At 36.8% G+C, this 21,722-nt stretch carries 13 protein-coding genes; all 13 read right to left on the reverse strand.

Translation table 11 applies throughout. The features are described 5' to 3' along the window. Positions 1 to 16: 16 nt before the first annotated feature. The gene (locus QL232_RS16835; protein ID WP_281615023.1) at positions 17 to 3,109 is read right to left on the reverse strand and encodes a TonB-dependent receptor; all 3,093 of its coding nucleotides are present in this window, start codon (positions 3,107 to 3,109) and stop codon (positions 17 to 19) included. A 162-nt stretch (positions 3,110 to 3,271) separates the two neighbouring features. After that, positions 3,272 to 3,865: a lysine exporter LysO family protein gene (locus QL232_RS16840; RefSeq protein WP_168885042.1), complete on the reverse strand. Its 594-nt coding sequence runs from the start codon at positions 3,863 to 3,865 to the stop codon at positions 3,272 to 3,274. Further along, positions 3,862 to 4,128, reverse strand: coding sequence for a LysO family transporter (locus tag QL232_RS16845; RefSeq protein ID WP_168885041.1), 267 nt, complete (start codon positions 4,126 to 4,128; stop codon positions 3,862 to 3,864). The genes QL232_RS16840 and QL232_RS16845 overlap by 4 nt, the downstream gene beginning before the upstream one ends. Position 4,129: 1 nt before the next feature. Next, positions 4,130 to 7,255, reverse strand: a complete 3,126-nt coding sequence (locus QL232_RS16850; RefSeq protein ID WP_281615024.1) for a glycoside hydrolase family 2 TIM barrel-domain containing protein — start codon at positions 7,253 to 7,255, stop codon at positions 4,130 to 4,132. A 43-nt stretch (positions 7,256 to 7,298) separates the two neighbouring features. Beyond that, complete coding sequence (locus QL232_RS16855) at positions 7,299 to 9,317, reverse strand: trehalase family glycosidase (protein ID WP_281615025.1); 2,019 nt, start codon at positions 9,315 to 9,317, stop codon at positions 7,299 to 7,301. Between the two features lie 218 nt (positions 9,318 to 9,535). Beyond that, entirely contained in the window at positions 9,536 to 11,092 is a 1,557-nt protein-coding gene (locus QL232_RS16860) for a LuxR C-terminal-related transcriptional regulator (RefSeq protein ID WP_281615026.1), read from the reverse strand. 301 nt (positions 11,093 to 11,393) lie between these two features. Beyond that, positions 11,394 to 13,103, reverse strand: a complete 1,710-nt coding sequence (locus QL232_RS16865) for a polysaccharide lyase family 7 protein (RefSeq protein ID WP_281615027.1) — start codon at positions 13,101 to 13,103, stop codon at positions 11,394 to 11,396. A 200-nt stretch (positions 13,104 to 13,303) separates the two neighbouring features. After that, positions 13,304 to 13,996, reverse strand: a complete 693-nt coding sequence (locus QL232_RS16870) for a bifunctional 4-hydroxy-2-oxoglutarate aldolase/2-dehydro-3-deoxy-phosphogluconate aldolase (protein ID WP_168885036.1) — start codon at positions 13,994 to 13,996, stop codon at positions 13,304 to 13,306. A gap of 3 nt (positions 13,997 to 13,999) precedes the next feature. Further along, complete coding sequence (locus tag QL232_RS16875) at positions 14,000 to 15,034, reverse strand: sugar kinase (protein WP_168885035.1); 1,035 nt, start codon at positions 15,032 to 15,034, stop codon at positions 14,000 to 14,002. Position 15,035: 1 nt separating this feature from the next. Further along, a complete protein-coding gene (locus tag QL232_RS16880; protein WP_168885101.1) occupies positions 15,036 to 15,788 on the reverse strand; it encodes a glucose 1-dehydrogenase in 753 nt (250 codons plus the stop codon). Positions 15,789 to 15,876: 88 nt separating this feature from the next. Continuing rightward, entirely contained in the window at positions 15,877 to 17,193 is a 1,317-nt protein-coding gene (locus tag QL232_RS16885; protein WP_281615028.1) for an MFS transporter, read from the reverse strand. A gap of 20 nt (positions 17,194 to 17,213) precedes the next feature. After that, entirely contained in the window at positions 17,214 to 19,451 is a 2,238-nt protein-coding gene (locus QL232_RS16890; RefSeq protein ID WP_281615029.1) for an alginate lyase family protein, read from the reverse strand. Next, positions 19,451 to 21,694 (reverse strand): polysaccharide lyase 6 family protein, encoded by a 2,244-nt coding sequence (locus tag QL232_RS16895; RefSeq protein ID WP_281615030.1) that lies wholly within the window; start codon positions 21,692 to 21,694, stop codon positions 19,451 to 19,453. Before QL232_RS16895 ends, QL232_RS16890 begins: the two co-directional genes overlap by 1 nt. Positions 21,695 to 21,722: the final 28 nt, after the last annotated feature.

Genomic DNA, 21,722 nt, shown 5'->3' on the forward strand with positions numbered 1-21,722 from the left:
TGTTCGTATTTAGTGATTAGAAAGTAACTTGTACACCCGCTGTAAAGGTCTGATACATTGGATAGTTTCCGTAGTCTACACCTTGTGTTAGTGCATCAGTAGGAACGATTTCTGGATCATACCCTGAATAATCTGTGATCGTAAACAAGTTATCCGCATTTACATAGATTCTTAATTTCTCCACCTTCATTTTAGCTAAAGTAGATTTTGGTAAAGAGTACCCAATTTGGATGTTCTTTAAACGGAAGTAAGAACCGTCTTCTAAGAATCTATCTGACATCATATAGTTATTATTATTGTCTACCTGAACGTTTCTTGGAATATCTGTATTTGTGTTTGTTGGTGTCCAAGCGTTCATTAGGTCAGAAGATACGTTAAAGCCATTGTTGGCCGCTTCCATTTCATATCTATTGACGTTAAGAATCTTATTTCCAGATACCCCTTGGAAGAACATCGACATGTCCCAACCTTTATAAGAGAATCCTAGATTTAAGCCATATTCTAAAGTAGGTAATGGCGATCCAACATCTGTGATATCTTGTGAATCGATCATGCCGTCTCCGTTAACGTCTACATAGATAACATCACCTGGTTGAGCATTAGGTTGAATTGGAGTACCCTCAGGTCCAACATAGTTATCAATTTGCTCTTGAGTTTGGAAGATTCCATTTGTTTTATACATATAGAATTGAGAAGCGGATGCGCCTACTGCAGAAAACGTCTGTGCACCTGTGTAGGCAATATCATTACCCGGAAGCATTGCATCTGAACCACCTAACGATACTACTTCATTTTTGATCGTTGTGATGTTACCCTTTACATCATATTTAAAATCACCAACTGCTCCTCTGTACCCTAACTCAATCTCAATACCTCTGTTAGAAATTGTGCCTAGATTGACAATTGGAGGTTCAACACCAGAAGAAGGAGGTGTGTTTGGTTCTTCCATTAATAATGATTCCGAGTTATTTTCATAGTAGTTGAATGTACCGTAGATCTTATCCTCTAATAAACCAAAGTCTAAACCAATATTCATCGTTTTTGATTGTTCCCAAGCTAAGTCTGGATTGGCCATTTCAAAAGAACCGATACCACCTACAGGCTGACCACCCCAAACATACCAGAAGCCATTCTCTACTAAAGCCTGACGAGAGTAAGCATCCAATGTAGTTTCTCTACCTAAGATACCATATGAACCTCTAAGTTTTAGTTCAGAGAAGATGTCTGTCATACCACCGAAGAACTCTTCGTTATGGATTTTCCAAGCCGCTGAAACGGATGGGAAAGTACCCCAACGGTTGTTGTCTCCAAACTTAGACGAACCATCTGTTCTTACTGTCGCTTGTACTAAATAACGATCATCATAGCTATAGTTTAACCTTGTCATGTAACTGAAACGAGTAACTGTTTGGAATCCACCTGCACCAATGAAATCACCAGAAGCCATACCTCCAAAAGATGGATTTAATCCACCAAAGTCAGGGAACATCGCTCCTCCTGTTACATTCATATCAATATTTTGATAGTCGTACTTGTATCCAACAATACCGGCCATGGCTGATATACTGTGCTTACCAAAAGTATTCATATAGTTCAATGTGAAGTCATAGTTTAAATCACTCCAGTTTGAACGGTATTCGCTTAAGTAAGGGTCTTGTCTTTGCGTATCTGAAGCAAGAACATATGCAGGAGCATAATATCTATTTTGGAAGAAATTCTTAGTGTAACCTAAATTACCCATTGCAAAGAAATGATCGCTAAACTGATAGTTTAATCCCAAATTCGCTTGCAACTGATCTTTTGTGTCTTGTGAATTGATGATTTCCGATTGGCCTACAGGATTAGCTCCACTACGAATATCATACTCATTAATATAACCGTAACCAGACTCTTTTGATGGATCATTTACAGCAACCAATGGTAATGCCTTTTGCATATTTGACATACTCATTGTGTTGTTATCCGTTACCGTATGCGTATAAATAATATTTGGTGAAATCTTCAAATTACCTTTTTCAAAAGTCGATTTATATCTGAAGTTATATCTTTCGGTGCCTGTATTGATCACTACCCCATCTTGATTAAAGTAGTTCATCGAGAAGTTATAATTTGATGACTCTCCACCACCAGACATTCCTAATGAATAATTTTGGATAATACCTGTTTGTAAAGTCTCATTTTGCCAATCGGTGTTCGCGTAGTTATTTAAATCAAATCCAGAACCTGCCTGTAAATAAGCAGGCTTTGCTGACTCCGCTAATGATCCATCTGCAATAGAATTATTGTAAGATTGGTTCATAATAGAATACCATTCTTCAGAGTTAGCCATTGGTAACTGATTGGTTGCTTTTTGGATACCAGAATACATATTGAAATCGATCTTCATCTTCTGGTTTTTCTTTCCTGATTTTGTAGTAACTAATACTACCCCGTTTGCTGCTAACGAACCGTAGATTGCTGCAGCAGCTCCATCTTTAAGAATTTCAAAAGATGCAATATCATCGGGGTTAATCATAGAAATATCACCGCCAGGAATTCCGTCAATCACAAATAAAGGTTGCACATCACCAAAAGAGGACATCCCTCTAATTTTGATATATGGTGTAGTACCTGGAGCTCCGCCATTGATGACGGATACACCAGAAGTTCTACCTTGTAACATAGAAGCAGAAGAGGCTGCTGCAATCTTGTTTGCTTCATCGGCTTTTACTGTAGAAACCGCACTGGATAAATCACTCTTCTTTTGGACACCGTAACCAACGACTACAATTTCCTCCAATTCTTGAGCATCCACTTGTAACTGAACATTGTATTCATCTCTTGAAGCTACAACTTCTAGTGCCTGAGTAACATAACCAATGTATCGGAATTCAATGGTGTTTCCATTGGCCACTTCCAAAGCAAAATTACCACTAATGTCTGTTACAGTACCTATTGTTGTTCCCGTAATAACAATGTTAACGCCTGGTGTGCCACTCCCTGTTTCATCAGTAACATGACCTTTGATGATTCTATTTTGTGCATATGAACTCAATGAGCACATAAACAACCCAATAACCATCAATAAGCGCAATGACTTATTGGAGAGGTGTGTAAAGTTTAATTTCATTTCTTTTTTGTTAATGTGTGACAAATATTGAATTGTTGTTTGTTTGGTGAGGATCAAAAAGTTTAGCGAGGTGTAAGTTTCATTTCAAATAGTATGTGTATGTGTTTACCCCAACAATCACCTGATTTTGATGCTCTTCATTTAATTATGAACAGTTTAGTTTTATAATATTATTGGTAATAATATGGGTACCATAATGGTAAGGACGATCCCACTAAATAATGATACCAATGCATATTCTTTTCCTGAAAATTGAGTGATAACTGGTAAAGTGGTATCCATTGACGTCGCTCCTGCACTAGCAATTGGCGACATTTTACCAAAACGTTTCACTAAAATTGGTGTAATTAGTAATGTCAATAATTCTCTAGAAATATTCGACAATAAAGCAATTACTCCCAAGGTGGTATCATAAGTGTTGGAGATATAAATACTCGACAAACTGTAGTACCCAAAGCCTGCTCCTACTGCCATTCCTTCTCTAAACGATTCAGCAATTAAAGTGTAAGCCAAACCTGCTCCGATGATACTTCCGAAACCTATCGATACTGGTACCAATACCAATCCTAAGTTTGCTTTTTTAAGGATATCAATTGATGATTCATCCAACCCTAAACTTACGCCTACCAATGCCATCAAAATATAGAGGGCGTAGGTACTAAGATCGTTTTCGATAAAAAAATCTGGTGTGATACCCAATAAGGACAATATGCATCCTCCGACAAAAAAAGCTAGTGTAATGAGTGTTCCTTTCATGATTTAAAAAATTTCAGATACACTAAATATGAACAGGCAATGCTTCCTGCAATTCCGCCGATCGTTAGGATAAATGCCTTCCAACCAATGATGTGAATACTCTCAATTACTTCTTGATTTGCTCCAATAGAGATACCCAAAAAGAAAAGCAATACCCATATCATTACTGAAATTCCTTTCTCTACTTTTTCCTGTAGAGAAGCTCTTTTTCTGAAGAGGTACCCAACGAGTACCCCTCCACCTAAAAACAAAAGTGTTTCCATGTTATTTACTGTTTGAAGCTTCCGAAGAATAGCTCACTTTTTTGTAAACATCTTGTCCGTTTTGGATTGGTGTCATTCTAAATCCAAACGAGTAATCTTGAGATTTTACTCTGAATTCAGGATGTGCCTGTGCTCTCCAACCCCAACTTGTATCACCACCTAATCCCATGTGTTTGTGATCTATACAAATCGAGATTTCATCCGTAGGTGCTAAGTCTGTACCATGTGCCATTTCTCTTTGACCTCTGTGCTCTAATGAAGAGAAATCAAATTGTTGAGCATTGACAGACATTTCATTGTCGGCTACAATCAATAGACCGTTTCCTTTTTCATTTCTAAAAGTGACCCATTGCGTATCTTCTTTTAGTCCTGTTTCTTGTGGTCTTACATATGGGTAATATTGATCCCAAACTTTACCCTCGTAAACCCCTAGCTTCATACCCGATTTTCTATCAATGTAGCTTTCCAAAGGACCTCTACCGTACCATTTCATAGTATCGAAAGTCTTGTCCATTTTAAACTGCATACCCAATCTTGGTAAGTCGGCTAATTCTTCATTTAAATGATAGTCCACTTGTACATGGATATCATCATTATATATTGAATATGTTGTTGTTACTGATGATCCTTCAAGTGACAATTCTTCTTTTACAGTCACTTTCACTTGGTCTTCAAGAACTTCGTTGGTTACCGTTGTGTTTGTGATCGTAACGTTTCTCCACATGTCTAATTTCTTAGGCATCTCCCAAGCCAAATCGTTTTCAGTAGGTGCTCTCCAGAAGTTCGGCTGAGGTCCTTCATTCATCAATGCAACCTTGTTTGCTACCCATTCTTGAATTGTCCCTGTTTCTTTGTTGAATACAATCTTTACTGAAGTGTTCTCTACCACTATTTCTGCTTCTCCGTCAGTTACTTTGAAATCAATTTTCTTTGTCGAAGCCATTGGCTTTTCAAAAGACTTGATCACATATTGATCCCAAGCGATTTCATGATTTGCCTCTACCAATGCCGAAGAATTTTTACTTCTGATAGAAATTGTAATCACATATTCACCACCAAACTTGTTCTCTAATGCTGGGTAAGTGATGTTGAAATCTACTGTATCCTGAGCGGCCACGATCGGCATCTCGATATCTTGTTCTGCCACTACCTCATCATAATATTTGATTTGGTAAGACATCACATAATCTTCTGTATTAATAAAGTTGAAACGGTTCCAAAGTTTAAAATTGCCTTTGGCTGCATCTGCACTTAGAATTTTGAAAGGTTGGTATACCTTTTTCACTTCCCAGATATGAGGATTTAATTTTCTATCACTAGTCACCAAACCATTCGCACAGAACGATGAATCGTTATGAATACCTACAAATCCCATATCACCACCGTATGCGTAGAAAGGCTTTCCGTCTCTATCTACCTGAGTGAAAGTTTGGTCTGCCCAATCCCAGATAAATCCACCTTGTAAACTTGGTTCCGAGTAAATTAAGTCCCAATATCCCTGTAAGTTTCCTACCGAATTACCCATTGCATGAGCATACTCACATAGGATATATGGTTTCTCATAATCTCCTTCAATGTACTCTCTCATCCAATCGATTGTCGCATACATTGGTACTGTAATATCCGTATGAGGTCTAGATTTTGCTTGCTCGTATTGTACGGGTCTAGAAAGATCTCTGCTCTTAATCCAAGCTGAAGTCTTCTCAAAGTTGATACCATCACCAGCTTCATTTCCTAAAGACCACACAATAATAGAAGGATGGTTTTTAGTTCTTTCCACCATTCTTTGCGTTCTGTTCAAGTGCGTCGCCAACCAAGTCGTATCTTTTGCTAGAGACTCCTCTCCGTAACCCATACCATGCGATTCAATATTGGCTTCATCAACGATATACATTCCGTAACGGTCACATAGCTCGTACCATTTTGCCATGTTTGGATAATGAGAAGCTCTTACCGCATTGATGTTGAATTGTTGCATCAATTGGATGTCTCTGATCATTTCCTTTTCTGAGATAATGTTGCCATTTTCTGCAGAATGCTCATGTCTGTTGACGCCTCTGATTGTTACAGGAGCACCGTTTACCAACAATTGCTTGTTCTTAATTTCAGAAGTTCTGAAACCAATTGTTCTTACAGTTGATTCTAGAACCTCTTTTTTCGCATTGTATAAAGTGATTCTGATATCGTATAAATTCGGTGTTTCAGCCGTCCATTTTCTTACATTTCTGATTGGATTTTTGAAGTTCACCGTCAATTGTTTGTCCAGTTTACTGATACCTTTTGCAGAAGCTACCACTTTACCTTCATCCAATAACTCTACCTCAATAGTCAGCTTTTCTTTACCCTCCTTTACGATATCAAAGTCAACGCTAAGTGTTCCATCCGTATAGTTATTGGTTAAAGAAGGATGAATGAAAAAGTCGCGGATATGGTTTTTTGTACGCGTATATAAATACACATCTCTTTCGATGCCACTCATTTTCCACATGTCTTGATCTTCTAAGTAAGAACCATCCGAAAAACGGTACAATTCAACGGCTAGATCATTATCACCTTCTTTTAAGTAGCTTGTGATGTCAAATTCCATTGGAGTTTTTGATCCTTCACCATAGCCTACTTTCTCTCCGTTTACCCATAAATACATAGCAGAATTCACTGCACCAAAATGGATAATAATTTGCTCACCATTCCAGTCTGAAGGTATTGTAAATTTTCTCTTGTACGACCCAACTGGGTTATGATCTACAGGAACAAACGGAGGGTTTGGTTCGAAAGCATAAGGTACATCTGTGTAGATTGGAGCTGAATACCCTTGTAACTCAATGTTTGCTGGCACTTTGATCTCATTCCAATTACTCACATTGTAATCTACTTTGTAAAAATCTTTTGGACGTTTTGTCGGGGCGACCGACCAATTGAACTTCCAAGTGCCATTCAAAGACTTATAGTTGCTTGAATGATTCCAATCTTTTTTCAATGCCTCTTCTTTGTTATCAAAAACATAAAAAATGGCATGTGGTTCCATCATATTGATGGCAAAAATGTTCGGATCCTCCCAGTCTTCCAACTGTTGCCCAAGACAAAATTGGGTGTACAGTGCCAGGAATATAATTGCTATATATTTCATTGAGGAGTTGGTCTTAATATCTTATATAATCTCTATTTGCTTACTAAAACATCATCAGAATATGGGCTGCACTCCAACTGAAATGTTCTGCATTTAATCCTTGTTTTGTCATCGGGTGGTAATTCTCTCTGATAGGCTTATCTGAATTCACTAACCCTTCTGCACTATTGACTAGTTTCTCAGCCATTTCTTTTGCTTCGTTTTTATAACCGTAGTTATATAATCCCATTATTCCGAAGTAGGCTTGATCCAACCACACAGGGCCTCTCCAATACCCTTTTTCTGGATTAAACTGTTCGTTGGCAGCACTTAATGTCGGGAAAGGCATAGGTGTGTTGAACTTTGTATCATCCAGCATCACTTTCATTACACTCGCTGCCTGTTCTTTTGTAGCAATTTCATTGTATAATGGCGACCAACCTTCTGGACCTTGTATCGCTACTACATTCTGATTGCCTAAAGTAACATCATAAAAGAAGCCATCCTCTTCAGAATACATGATTTCCTGTATCATCTTCTTTAACTTCAATGCTTCTTGGTTATACTTTTCAGCATCCTCTTGTTTATTGATTCGATCAGCAATCAGACTTAAGAAAAGCTTTTCTTGGTACAGATACGCATTTAAATCTACAGATTCTTGATTGATAGAAAATGCACCTTTAGTATTTTCCATTATAGTTGCTTTATCGAACCTAACGGCATTATCCATACCACTTTCCCATGCTGCAGCAATTCTAGTTCCGTCTGTTGATCCGTACTCACATAGGCCATTGTTGTCATGGTCTCTATTTATGTACCACCACTCATGATATTTCTTTAGTTTCGGATACATCTCAACTAAAAAGTCCTTATCTTTTGTTGCTTCAAAAACTTTATAAATTGACCATCCCGATAAAGGTGCTTTTGTATTTCTCCAGTTCACACCTTCAATTTGAAGATCTCTAAAGAAACAATCTGCAATCATCCCCTCTTGGTTTTGGTAGTCATACATCGCTCTGATCTGATCCTTTGCCAACTCTCCCTCAAAAGGTGCAATTGCTACTGCATGTTTCCATGAGTCCCACGCCCAAAGTCCTTGGAAATACGTTGCCGCATACGAAGGAACAATACCTTGATGTTTGATATCGCCTGCTTCAGATCTCCAATTATGCATTAGGGTAAGCAAAGATTTAACTGCCAATCTATCATATTTTTCGATCGCTAAAATTCTATCCGTATCACCTTGATTTAGTGTATTGATATATCCATTCCAACGGTGTTCATTGTCTGATAATAATTGCTTTGCTTGTTTTAACCCTGCTATATTTTTCTTGTTAAACTCTTGTTCTTCTTGAGTCGAAAAAGTATAACTCATTGCCATTGAGATAGATGTTTCGCCCTTTGCAGGAAGTAGTTTTGCATTTTCTAGGTATACATAATCACTATCTCCAAGGTGAATGTTTTTCTCCTGGAATACTAAGTTTACTTTCTCATCATTGACAACGTCTATTTCTAAACCATGTGCTGTTTTTCTTAAACCCTCAGAGAAGTTATTAAATACTGACCCTGAGAAACCCAATTGAAATTCTTTTGCTTTTCCGTTGTTGGTAATTTCTGCTGTAATCATCGATGAACGTTGATTGATATTGAATAAGTACAATACAATATCCAACTTGTCGATAGCAAACGACTGCTTTAATACTCCTGGGTAAAATGTATTTTCTTTTAAGCTTGCTTTAGAAAGGTCCAACAATTGATCTGCCTGTACATCTTTGATCGTAAGTCCTACTAAAGATGGGCTCAACCAGATACTTTCTTGTTGTCTCATTAAGAAAGGTCCTACAAAAGCTCCTTTTTTTGTAGATGTTTTTTCATCTACTAAACTAAATGAATGCCAAGTACCAAGATCAGAAAAAGAAGAAACTCCTTCCTGATTGGGGTTAATAATATTCCCTTTTAAATTAAGAACATTAGGATAGCTGAATCGTGTTTTATTCCTCTTAGAAATATCTTTATTAGTATGGCACCCTAGAAGAATACCACCTAATGATAAGAAGAATAATATGTGTAATTTTTTGATCATAATGTAAAATAAACTCTTGTTGTTTGTTCACATGGGCAAAGTAAGGGTGTTGTTTTTACATTTAAAATTTTTCAACCTATACTCAATCTATACAACGATTAAAAGACTATTATTTTAATTATTATTCACCTGATTTATTGATACTTAAATAAAAACTATACAACTCATTTTTTTCATCGTAGAGTTCGAATGTAGAGGTCAACCTCTACAATAATTTATCAGATTTCCATAATAAAATCCTTTAAATGGGTCCCTTTTTCGATATTCAGTTTTTTACGCAATCTATACCTGCTCATTTCAACAGATTTTACAGCAACATGATATTTGTCTGCTATCTCTTTTGATGATAGATTATTTCTAATATCCATGACTAATTGCTGATCTTTTTCGGTTAGACTAGGAAACTTCTCTTGCAATCTATATCTAAAACTCTGTACTACTTTATCTGATATCTCATGAGTCTTATGAGATTGTTGGATGACATTCATAAAATTATTCCATCCCTCTCGAACTTCTTTTGAAGAGTTTTCTTTGATTTGCTCGGATAAGGCATCAATCAACTCATTTCTTTGGTTGAGGTTCAGTGCCAATGTTTCTAGCTTTTCATTCTTAAAAGCTAACTCATTGTTCAATTCTTCCTTTTCCTTTTGTTTAGCAGCTAATTCTTTTTGCAAAAGCTCTTGCTTTAAAACTTCTCTTTCTGCTCTAGAACGGAATACATAATAGAATATACCTACTATTAATATCATTAATAATACGCCTACTACTGCCAATTGATATCTTTTCCCTTCGATAGTTTTCGCCTGTTCTATCAATAATTGATCTTGGGCTAATTTCTGCTCTTGGACATTAAGAAGGTAATTCATCACTTCTTGCACTCCCTCATTGTCTACCTTATTATGCAAAGTCAAATATTTCTTTTGAAATAGGTAGGCTTCTTTGTAATAACCGATTAATTCTTCATAGTCAATTCTTACCTTGTAGTATTCCAAAAGACTAAAACTATAAGTGGTTTTATGGGATAGTTCTTCACAAAGATCCAAGAGCTTTTTAGTTTCTTCCAGTTGCTTTTTATTGAGCGTCACTTGTGCTAATAAGGCGTAGGATTCCAACAAGGAAGTCGCCTTACCAGTACTATTTTTAATAGAGTTTCTTAAGCTTGCTTCTGCCTTATCCCAATTTTCATACTCGATATAAATCATTCCAATATTATTATCTAACATGGATTGTAATCGAAGGTGTGGCTTTCCAGATTGTTCAATTAAGAATTTGGCCTTCATAAAGTAATTTAACCCTTTGTCAAAAAGCTTTGCGGCTGATGCATCAAGTCCTAAGGCATTGGTATAACGGATTTCACTTTCAAAATCATTCCTTCGTTGGGCAGCCTCCAATGCTTTTCTATGATATGGGATAGCTTGAGCTGGATTGCCAATATCATAATATACCCAACCTAACGTAGCCATGATGTCTTGGTAAATGAATGATTCATTATCGTTTTTCAATAACTCCTCTCCCTTTAGTCCATAAAATAGTGCGGTATGGTACTGATGTTTATATAAATAACCTTGTGCTAAGTTCCAATAAACTTGAGCTTTCTCTTTTACCTGTTCGTCTGTTAATTGCGTTAGAATTTTCTGAGACAAATCGATACAGCTGTCTGGAGAAGACTCTTGTTTTTGCGTTGCTTTTCTTATCGCATCATTAATACTGTTGGCGTATGTTAGCTGAAATGAAAGTAAAACTAATAATAGGATATTTAAAGTCTGCTGTTTCATATTTAGTAATTTGCCCAAATATAAATATGAAATTCTTTAATAACACACAATAACCGTTAATACAACACTTGCAAAAAAATAGAGACACAGCAATGCCATGTCTCTAAATATTTAGTTTTGAAATTGATCACATTATTCGTTCTACTAGAGCTACCAATAAAAACACATCTATTAAACACTCAAATTTCTGTTTTTTACTCTAGCATTACTCCTAACATGAATGGTTTATGCGTTGTCCATTTGAGAACTAAAATCGCACACACATTAAAGTGAAATTAGATATATATTCGTCCGTTTTCCGTTAATGCTTAACTTTTAAGTAACTGATAGATACCAAGCCATAATCGCTAGTATCCAATGACTTACCTTTCATCGATTGCATATAATTTCCTGCCTTAAAGTAGTTAGAATCACTATTACAACCATTAAATCTGTAAATCTCTGTTCTTGATCCACTTGATGAAATTGAATAAAGAACAACATTGCTATTCTCAAAAATCAATTCCAGGTGCATCTCTTGGTCAAGGGCCCAATTACCATCAATAAAGTCGCCTGACTTATCACCGTTCTCTTCTGTTACCCATCCCATGATCTTCATTCTCGCTGATCCTGAAGATTGGTTCGGGTCCCCTTCAAACTGAACACGGATTACATCGTCATAAGAGTTAGAAGGCCCGTGAATTTGTCCGAAGCAAAGCTTTCCTGAACTTGGTAATTGGTTAACAGTAACTTTCCATTCCATACGGTTAGTTCCGCTACCACCGTCCCAATAAATATTTGAAGATCCATTAGCAGTTAATTCTCTTAATTCCGTTCTAGGATTTCCTGATCCAGAAGATGTAGGATAACCTGCATAACATTTAAAGAATACTTTCGAACCATCTGTATAGAACCAATTATCGTTTTCGTAAGTGTCTAAGTTTGGAATCTGATCAACAAAAGTAGGGTTGTTTAATGATCCAGAGAATGCATTTAACTTCCAATTTTGTAATCCAAGTACATCATATGGGTATCCACCAGGAGTTGGATCAACTGGGTCTACTGGATCTGTAGGATCAACGCCGTTCCCATCACCATCAGTCCCTGCAAATTCAACCTCTGTAATACTATTCCATGAGTTTGAAGTATTACCATAGCCAACGATTTGTACATAACGACCAGAGAATGTAGATACATTTACATCTTCTAATTCTACTGTGCTACCTGAAGCAACTCCAGAATACACAACCGATAAATCGTTTGTAGCATCTCCAGCTAAGATTTCAAAAGTACTTGATCTTTGATCACCCTTAAACCATGCAATTTTTACTGAAGAAACATTTTTTACTGATCCAAAATCATAACGAACCCATTGTCCATTACCATTTGCAGACCAACGAGTACCAATGTTTCCATCAATAGTATTCGATGCAACGTTTCCGTCATCCGATGATGAAGCCACGCCAGAAACTGAAAGTGGTCCTTCATTAGATGGAGGAGGAGTTGTACCACCATTGTCAGCAGTAGCTAATTCAAAATCATCATATCTTCCTTCTCCGCTGTTGTATTCTCCTTTAATCGTTACAGTAGATCCTGAACCTGAATTAAAAGATACTGTTTCCAATTTCCAATCAGAAGTATTACCGCTTCTTGATTTTCTTGTTCCATTTACTGTAGCCGAAATTCTCCAGCTACCTTTTACATACACAGAAAGTTCATAGTCAGTGTTTGATGAAATAGCTACATCTTGAGAAAACTCACCACCTGCTCCGGTGATTTTTGCCGCTTTAGATCCTGTATTTGCATCTCCAGAAACTGCAGAAGGATCGACATCATTCCATCCACTCCAGCTACTTTCGAAGCTACTGTTAGTTAAACCAACCACAGTTCTAGCATTACTGCTTTGAGCAGCATCTTCCTCAATACTCACTTCTTGTTGGTTGTTTGTACAGCTCATTGCACCTGCAAAAAGCATTGTTCCCATTATTACGTTCGAAAACTTCTTTCCAATTAAAATCAACTGGTTGTTCATGATTAATTATTTAATGTGTGCTAAAAAAGAAGCGTTTGTGTTGATTGTAAATTAAAGTGGTTTGCTTCCTACGAAGCCTTGAAACATTGCACACTTGCTAATTGTTAGTTAGGATCCTATAAATTGTTGTAGTTGTTAATTGTCGATAATAAAAAATTTAATGTTAGACATATATTTTTAAAGGATAAGGCGATGACGCCCTAACCCAACAAAGGTTGTTTGACACCTCTTGCCTCTTGTGCCATTACAAATACCTTTTGTATATGTTGGGTTAAAGCTTCATAATCACCAAATTCAATCATACTCTTGTCGAGAAGTTGAGAGCCTAGACCTACACAATGTACTCCTGCTTTAAACCACTCTTGTAGTTCATCAAACTTAGGTTGTACACCTCCTGTAGGCATAATACTAGACCAAGGCATAGGTGCTTTTACTGCTTTCACAAACTCAGGACCACCCACTTGTAACCCTGGGAATATTTTCACTACCTCTGCACCTAACTCTTCTGCATAAGATATTTCAGATGCGGACCCACAGCCCGGCATCCAAGCCACCTTTCTACGATTACAGCGCTTTGCTATTTCTGCATTCAAGATTGGAGAAACGATAAAGTCCGCTCCATTCTGAATATATAAACTTGCTGTATAATCGTCGACAACAGACCCAACACCCATTTTCATATCAGGAGCTAACGATATTACATTCTCCATTACTTTATCGAAAACCTTGTGAGCATTGTCTCCTCGATTCGTAAATTCGAAAACTCTTACTCCTGCTTTATAGCATGCATATACTACCTCCCAGCACACTTCTGGATTGGGATGATAGAATACTGGAACGATTCCACATTCCTTCATGCTTAAAACAACTTCAATTCTTGTAAATCTTGCCATGAATTATCGGTCGATTTTTTTAATGCTATTTTTATCCATAATCTGGAAAACTTCTTCTTCTGTTGCGATGTTGTAATCTCCAGGAATAGATAGTTTGTATGCAGAAGCAGCCAATGCAAAGTCTAATGCTTCTTTGTCTACTACAAATTTTCTTTTCCCGTGGATATAAGCGGCCATAAATGAATCGCCACCGCCTACTCTATCAATAATTGAAGGGATTTCATGAACATCACCCATCACAAACTCTTCTCCGTTGTAGATCACTCCTGACCATCTATTGTGTGAAGCATTAATTGTTTGTCTTAAAGTGGTGATCACATAATCAAGGTTAGGAAAAGCCTTCATTACTTCTTTACTGATAAACTTATAACAACGTTTATCAAATCCATCTACAATTTCGTAATCAGATTCCTGTGGTTGAATACCCAAGTACTTGGCTACATCCTCTTCGTTAGCTAAACAAATTGTTGTATTCTCCAGTAACTTAGGCATGATGTGTTTTGGATCCACACCATACTTCCATAGCTTACTTCTATAGTTCAAGTCACAAGAAACAGGAATTCCTTTTCTATAAGCGGCTTCTACTGCGGCTAAATTGGCTGCAGCAGCACCCTTCGATAAAGCCGGTGTGATACCTGACCAGTGGAACCAATCTGCATCTTCTAAGATGGCATCCCAATCAAATGTATTCGCATCTACATGGGTGATACTTGCTCCTGCTCTATCGTAGATGACATTACCACCTCTTAATGAACCTCCTTTTTCGAGGAAGTACATCCCCATTTTCTCTCCTCCGAATTGGACACCTTCTACTCCAGCTCCCCATTTCTTAACTTCTCTAACAGCAAATTGACCTAATGCATTATCAGGAACGATACTTACATATTCAACGTCATCACCGTATTGAGCTAAAGAGATTGCAATGTTGGCTTCTGCTCCACCTACAGTTGCTTCGTATTGGTTGGCTTGTGAGAAACGAAGGTTGCCCACTGGCGAAAAACGATAAAGTAATTCGCCAAATGTTACTACCTTTTTCATGTTATGAGAACATTAAACCTCCGTTGATATCAATATTGGTACCCGTCACAAATGATGATTGTGGCGAGGCGATACAAGCAACAAAGTCTGCTACTTCCTCTGCTTTACCTTCTCTTCCTAATGGAGTAGAAACAGCTACTTTCTCACGTACTGCCGTAGTTGTAAATGTATCGTGGAAAGTTGTTGCTATCATACCTGGACATAAAGAATTAACACGAATGTTTTTCGGCCCTAACTCTTTAGCCATTGAACGAGTAAATGTCATCACTGCACCTTTTGCTGTAGCATAAGCACTTGCTCCTGGTCCACCACCATCTTTACCTGCTTGTGAAGCAAAGTTGACAATAGATCCGCCCGATGGCATATGAGGTACTACCGCTTGCGTCATTAACATGACAGTATTTAAGTTTAATTGAATCACGAAGTTGAAGAAATCAACATCCATTTCATCCAATTTTTTTCTTGCTACTAATCCACCAGCTACGTTAACTAAAATGTCAATTTTACCGCCATAAGCTTGTAACGCTTGCTCAACAACATTATCCACATCCTCTTTCTTGGTCATATCACCTTGAACTAGAATTGCGTCTCCTCCTAATGCTTTTATTTCTATTAAAGTTTGAGTTGCTTGTACTTCATTATCGAAATAGTTAATCACAACTTTTGCCCCTTCCTTAGCTAATTTCATAGACACCGCTTTACCGATATCTCTAGCTCCACCTGTTACAATGGCTACTTTGTTTTCTAATAACATAATAAATTGAAGTTGTACTTCTTTCACTTGTGAAATAAATCAGCTATCTCTCAAAAACTGCTTTAGTGAAAGAAGAGAGATTAAAAATTTATTTTATTGATTTGATTTCTTTAGCGAATAAATAAATCGAGCCTACTCCTAATGGGACGAACACTGCAATCATCACGAAGATGGGTACATAAGAGTAGCTAGAGATAATTGGAACTAAGAAATTCATAATAATTACTGAGAATACACCCACAGTACCACCTAGTCCTGCTAGTGAACCTACCGACTTTCCTGTAAATAAATCACTTGGTATCGTTTGGATATTACTGATCACAAACTGGAAACCATATAATACTAAGGCTACGATAATCACGAATTTTAAAGCACTATCCGCTAAGAAAATTGTGGCTAATAAACCTGTAAACATGATGATACCACCAATAGAGATTGTTCTTTTTCTTGCTTGATCAACAGACGCTCCTGCCAACATCAACTTACCAGAAAAATATCCTCCCGATAAACTACCTAATGCAGCACCTACATATGGTACCCAAGCGAAGTAACCGATTTCTTTTACATTGAATCCATATGTATCAGATAAGTATAATGGCATCCAACCTACGAATAACCACCAGATCGGTTCGATGAAAAATCTTGACATTAACACTGACCATGACGCCTTGTACGATAAAATTTCTTTCATACTTAGACCTGGAGCAGCATCTTTTTTCTCTTCCTGATCAGCAAGAATATATTCCTTTTCTGCTTTAGTAATCCAAGGGTGTTTCGCTGGAATTCCTTTATTAATAATTACCCAAGGAATAACCCAAAGTAGACCCAAGACACCTACAATCATAAAGGTTTTTTCCCATCCAAAAGTGGCCCAAAGAATGGCAATAAGCGGAGGGGCAACAACAGAACCTAATGCTGCTCCTGAGTTAAAAATACCTTGAGCTAAAGCTCTTTCTTTAACTGGAAACCACTCTGCATTATTCTTTACAGCTCCTGGCCAGTTACCGGCTTCACCCATACCTAGCATAATTCTGAAACCTGCAAATGAGAACACTCCTTTTGCGACTGCATGAAGCATAGTTGCTACACCCCAAACAGAGATTGAAATCACAAAACCAAGCTTTGTTCCGATCTTATCAAACATTTTTCCTGATACTGACTGCCCTACAGCGTAAGCAATCATGAAAACATTTAAGATCATTGCATAATCATTCTTACTCATATTAAGATCCTCGGCGATACTTGGCCACATAATGGCCATTGCAGACCTATCGATGTAGTTAATAATTGTCGCCAGACAGACCAATCCAATAATCCACCATCTAAGTCCTTTAACTTGAAAAGTAGATGATGAAGTTGCTTTTTCTAAGCGTTCTTCTTCTGTTACTTTAAATTCTGTTGCCATATTAGCTTTATTGTATTGTTTTACTGATCAATTTCATTTTTAAACAGGACGAATGGACCGTCCCATTTAATCACTCTATCCTTCAAAGAAAGTTGATGTTCTTTAACATCTGAATTGTCCACAGTTGAAAGTATGAAGGTCCATTCTTCATTTTGTTTGTTAGTGAAGTTAACTGTTATATATTCGTTATTTTGAAATGAAATGAATACATCTTTGATTGTACTGTAAGTGTTTTTCGACGCTTCAGTAACGGTAGAATAACTACCATGTGTTTCCAAAATTGAGACCATCCAGTTGTCTCCCTTTTGACCTTGTTTATTAAGGATTATAGAAGGGTCTCTTCTCAAATTAAAGTGAGGATCATTGGCTCCAAGTTCGGCCAAAGTGATACTTTCCCCTTCTGTAGTTGCCATATTTAGTGTGTAAAATCTATGTTTATCAAACCAATTGATCTGATTAAACGCTCCTTTTACCTCTCCTTCAGCAACATTCCATAAATGCTGATACCCATCTTTTTCACCCAAAGGTTTTAAAGTAGTTGCTCTCTGTAAATCAACTGATGAAAACATAAGTTGACCGTGGTAATGATAAGGTAATTGTAAGAGCTGTGCAGTATCTAATTGTACATTGAATAAATCTAACACCAATGGATTCTCAAAGCTTGAGTCTTTTATTAAAACCAATGTTCTATGTAAGTCTACTCCTTGGTAAGCGTTGCTTTCTTTAGCACTTACTACTTGTACATTCTCCTTATCAGTAGAGAAAATATATTCGTCTGGAGAAATACTGTCAGCTTTTTTGACGTTGCCTTTAAATTGTGATCTTTTACCTACGACCACAGTATTGTGAGCAATAGTTTGTTTTGCCCATGTTTTATTTTCTTTCAAATATCCACCACCATCTTTTTGATGGATATTGACATATCTTGCAGCACCATAATCCTGTAAGACTTCTTCCTTACCAAAATTTAGACTGTATGATAATCTATCGAAATGACCATGTCCCATTCCATGTTGAGAGAATTTCATAATCAACTCCACCTCATCACTTCTTAGTACACCAATTCCTCCTTTATCCCCTTTCGGTCCATCACTGAAATAAATACTGTGCTTTTTGAATGGTTGTGCAAGACCTTTATTTATATCTCTAGCTACAATGTACCCTGCATAATTTAGAGGTACTCTTTGTTGTTCTTTGATTAGACCAAGTAATCCCTTGTCTTGTTTGCCATAGTAATACCCTAATGCCAGCGATAGTTGTAATTCTCTAGAGTAATACGACATCCCTTTTTGGGCATCATTTAACGGGAAAAACTCTCCAGAAGCATTCGTTTGTTGTAAAAGTGCATCTACTGCCTTTAATAATACTCCATCTCTATATTTAAAAATTTCTAATGATGGTTGCTGATTTTCCAACGCTAAAGCGAAGATTAAAAATGGATACATCGCATAACGTTGGTAATACGGTCCTTCCGTATAGTATCCGTCAGGAGAGAATGAGTGATCTATTTGAGCAAGAAAACCCGCTTCTTTTTGTCCTTCCTTTGTGATACTTCCACCATCATTATCTTTTACCTTTTCGTCAGTGATCGGTAAACCATACAAGGCCTTTTGTACTAAGTCCTCGTCTTCCATCACAAGGCCAATCATACCTACACCTGCATTAGCCCAAGTACTGTGATTATGTAGGCGATTAAAAAATCGAGGTGTTTCTACGGATAAGAAATCAGCCATTGGTCTAAATAACTCATTGTTTAGCTTCTTTCTTTCTTTTGGACTTAACCAAGAGTAGATACTTCCATAGGCCTGTGATGTATATACTAACCAATTGGCATCATTTAAACATTGCCAGAATATTTTCCCTCTTGCATATGATTTCTTCGAAGGGTGTCTGTCCCAGTTTTTATATTGGGCACTGTACTTCTCCAAAGTATTTTTAATGAATTCTGCGTACGCTTCGTCTCCAGTAATTTGAAACAATACCCCTGCCTTCTGCATTAGAAAATAGTTCTTCTTATGCTGACTATGTGTGTATCCACCCGCCAAATCTTTTGGAGTTGGAACGTCTACACCTTTCTCTAGATAAGGAGCCAATTTTTTCTCAGCTGCTTTTACAGAATTACTAAATAGTTCTACCGTTTCTCCTTGCTTAATTTCCTTTTCCTCCTCATTGGTCAACGTCAATTGATGCTGACCAAAAAGAGGTGAAAAACTAACTATTAGTAAATAAACAAGTATCGTATATTTTCTTATCAACATTATTTATTGATCATTTTAATGTTTTCGAAACTGTATTTATCAGAGTTTGCTACTACTTTGTCCGTCTCTTGAAAAGTACAATTTTTAATTTCTGATATTGGCTCACCATTCGTTAGGAATAACTTTAATGGAGCACTTTTTATCCAATGACATTCATCGATTTCCAGCTTCTGAACACCATGAAATGTCAGTGAAGATTGTTCTTTATTTCTTTTACTATGACCTACATTTTCAAAAGTGCAATCGAGTACTTCAACGTTAGGGCCAAATGTACTTTCATCAGTACCACCTCTATAAACGTCGGCAATTGTGTTGTCTATATTCTTGAATGAAGATTGTTGAATGATCACATATTCTGCGTTGTACATTCCTAGATCATCTACCTCTTTATCTAATGCAAGAATCGAACCTGTTACTTGACCAAATTGTGAATTTTCAATCAAAACAGTATCAGCCATTGTCGATGGATATATTTTCAAAAAATTGAAAGTGTGATTAATGTTAAGGTTACGAATTTCACAGTCCAAAGTCTTAAAGATATAATTGTCGTTCATCGAATACCTGCTTGTACTAACAATACAATTTCCAGATTGGTCTGGTGCATTTTTAGCATCAATCACTAAATGATTAAGCTCTAAATCTGCCTCATTCTCTAATTGAAAAGCTACAGATTTTTCTGATAAGATTGTTGCCTTGCCTTCACCTTTTAATGTCACAGGAAAATGTATATAGGCTGTCTTCGTTAAAACATATTCCTTATTCCCTTCTAATAAAAGGATATCTCCAGGATTAGCCATTTTAAGTGCCTCAATAATTGTATTGATTCCAGGTTGAACATGGATTTCCTTTCCTTCGTTTAAACCTATCACTTTAGTATCTTTGTCGTAAAACGCTGGCCCTACTTCCTCCCTTGACACTGGTAGTGCAACATCACCTTTAAACCCTATTTTCTTGAGTAATTTTTTACTTGGTGAAAGTAAACCATTACTGTTTTTTGTCAACTGATAATCTATACTTTTAAACCCATTTTCTACAGGAACATTTTCTTCTTTATTTACAAAATTCCCTTCAAATTGAATTCCCGAAATATCATCATAAACCGTAAATAAGCTAGGGTTTGTATTTGTCATGAAAATATTATCGGACATCGTAGAGTTAATCGGCGTTGCAGATCTTTCTACATCACTTCCTGCACATAATTGAACGTGGTCGCTATTAAGAATCAAGTTATTGCTAATTACAGCTCCATCTACCTGATTATATCTATTGAGCGGAGAATTCGGTACACCATTCATCACCACTAAAGCCCCTCTAAATCGGTATCCTGTTAGTCCGCTGATATAGTTATTATTGACCGTTTGTCTTTCATTGATTACTCGAATACCTCCAGTATTGTGCTTTCTTTTTCCTAAGAAGTAGTTGTTTTCTACTAAAGTTCGTTCTCCATGTCTCATGGTTAAAGTCCCCTTACAAGCATCAAATACATTGTCTTGGTATGTATTACCACATGATTTATTAGAGATGATTTCTAACTCTCCATCGCAAGACTCAAAATAATTTTTTCTAACGATTGAGTTGGAATTTGTTCTCGAATAATGGCTAGTGCCTATTCTTAATGTTTCTCCACCATTTGAGCCAAGGTTTTGGCGTTTACCAAAGTAGTTATATTCAATAATGTGATTGTTCTCTCTACTTTCTTCATTATTTAATCGAACCGTAAACGTTACTCCTTTATTTCTTTTATCGATAAGAGCATTATGATCAAAACGATTATCCTTACCGTACATTTCTACCCACTTGTCTGCCTCGTATCGTTCTGGATTACTGAAGTTTTCAATAAGGCATTGTGTTACTCTACAGTGGTAAGCAAAATCTTTACTGCTTGTTCTATAACTAATTACGGCATTCGTAGGTGTATATCCATTCTTAAATGTAAGACCTTCTACAACAAGATATTTTCCTGAAATTCCGATGTAAGACTGTCCTTCTATAATTACTTTTCCGTTTGTTTGTGCTTTTAGAATAATAGGTTTTTCTACCGTCCCCTCTCCTGTAAATTTCACTTCTAGGTCCTTCCAAATACCATTTTTCATCAGGATAGTATCACCGGCAGTGGCCGACGCAATTTGCTCTTCCAATGTAGCGGCATCACTTACGATCACTTGTCCAAGTGATTTAGATGAATACACTACAAAAGACAGTGCTATTATGTTTTTGATCCATATAAAATAGATGTTTTTCATAACTATCTTTTCAAAGGTTGATGTGAGT

The organism is Flammeovirga sp. SubArs3 (assembly GCF_947387565.1).
Classification (GTDB): Bacteria; Bacteroidota; Bacteroidia; order Cytophagales; family Flammeovirgaceae; genus Flammeovirga; species Flammeovirga agarivorans.

What these genes read in the sequence shown, in the direction of transcription:
- QL232_RS16890 (WP_281615029.1), bottom strand. Translation starts at nt 19,451, where the DNA reads ATGTTGATAAGAAAATATACGATACTTGTTTATTTACTAATAGTTAGT.
- QL232_RS16875 (WP_168885035.1), bottom strand. Translation starts at nt 15,034, where the DNA reads ATGAAAAAGGTAGTAACATTTGGCGAATTACTTTATCGTTTTTCGCCA.
- QL232_RS16855 (WP_281615025.1), bottom strand. Translation starts at nt 9,317, where the DNA reads ATGATCAAAAAATTACACATATTATTCTTCTTATCATTAGGTGGTATT.
- QL232_RS16870 (WP_168885036.1), bottom strand. Translation starts at nt 13,996, where the DNA reads ATGGCAAGATTTACAAGAATTGAAGTTGTTTTAAGCATGAAGGAATGT.
- QL232_RS16885 (WP_281615028.1), bottom strand. Translation starts at nt 17,193, where the DNA reads ATGGCAACAGAATTTAAAGTAACAGAAGAAGAACGCTTAGAAAAAGCA.
- QL232_RS16850 (WP_281615024.1), bottom strand. Translation starts at nt 7,255, where the DNA reads ATGAAATATATAGCAATTATATTCCTGGCACTGTACACCCAATTTTGT.
- QL232_RS16865 (WP_281615027.1), bottom strand. Translation starts at nt 13,103, where the DNA reads ATGAACAACCAGTTGATTTTAATTGGAAAGAAGTTTTCGAACGTAATA.
- QL232_RS16895 (WP_281615030.1), bottom strand. Translation starts at nt 21,694, where the DNA reads ATGAAAAACATCTATTTTATATGGATCAAAAACATAATAGCACTGTCT.
- QL232_RS16835 (WP_281615023.1), bottom strand. Translation starts at nt 3,109, where the DNA reads ATGAAATTAAACTTTACACACCTCTCCAATAAGTCATTGCGCTTATTG.
- QL232_RS16880 (WP_168885101.1), bottom strand. Translation starts at nt 15,788, where the DNA reads ATGTTATTAGAAAACAAAGTAGCCATTGTAACAGGTGGAGCTAGAGAT.
- QL232_RS16860 (WP_281615026.1), bottom strand. Translation starts at nt 11,092, where the DNA reads ATGAAACAGCAGACTTTAAATATCCTATTATTAGTTTTACTTTCATTT.
- QL232_RS16845 (WP_168885041.1), bottom strand. Translation starts at nt 4,128, where the DNA reads ATGGAAACACTTTTGTTTTTAGGTGGAGGGGTACTCGTTGGGTACCTC.
- QL232_RS16840 (WP_168885042.1), bottom strand. Translation starts at nt 3,865, where the DNA reads ATGAAAGGAACACTCATTACACTAGCTTTTTTTGTCGGAGGATGCATA.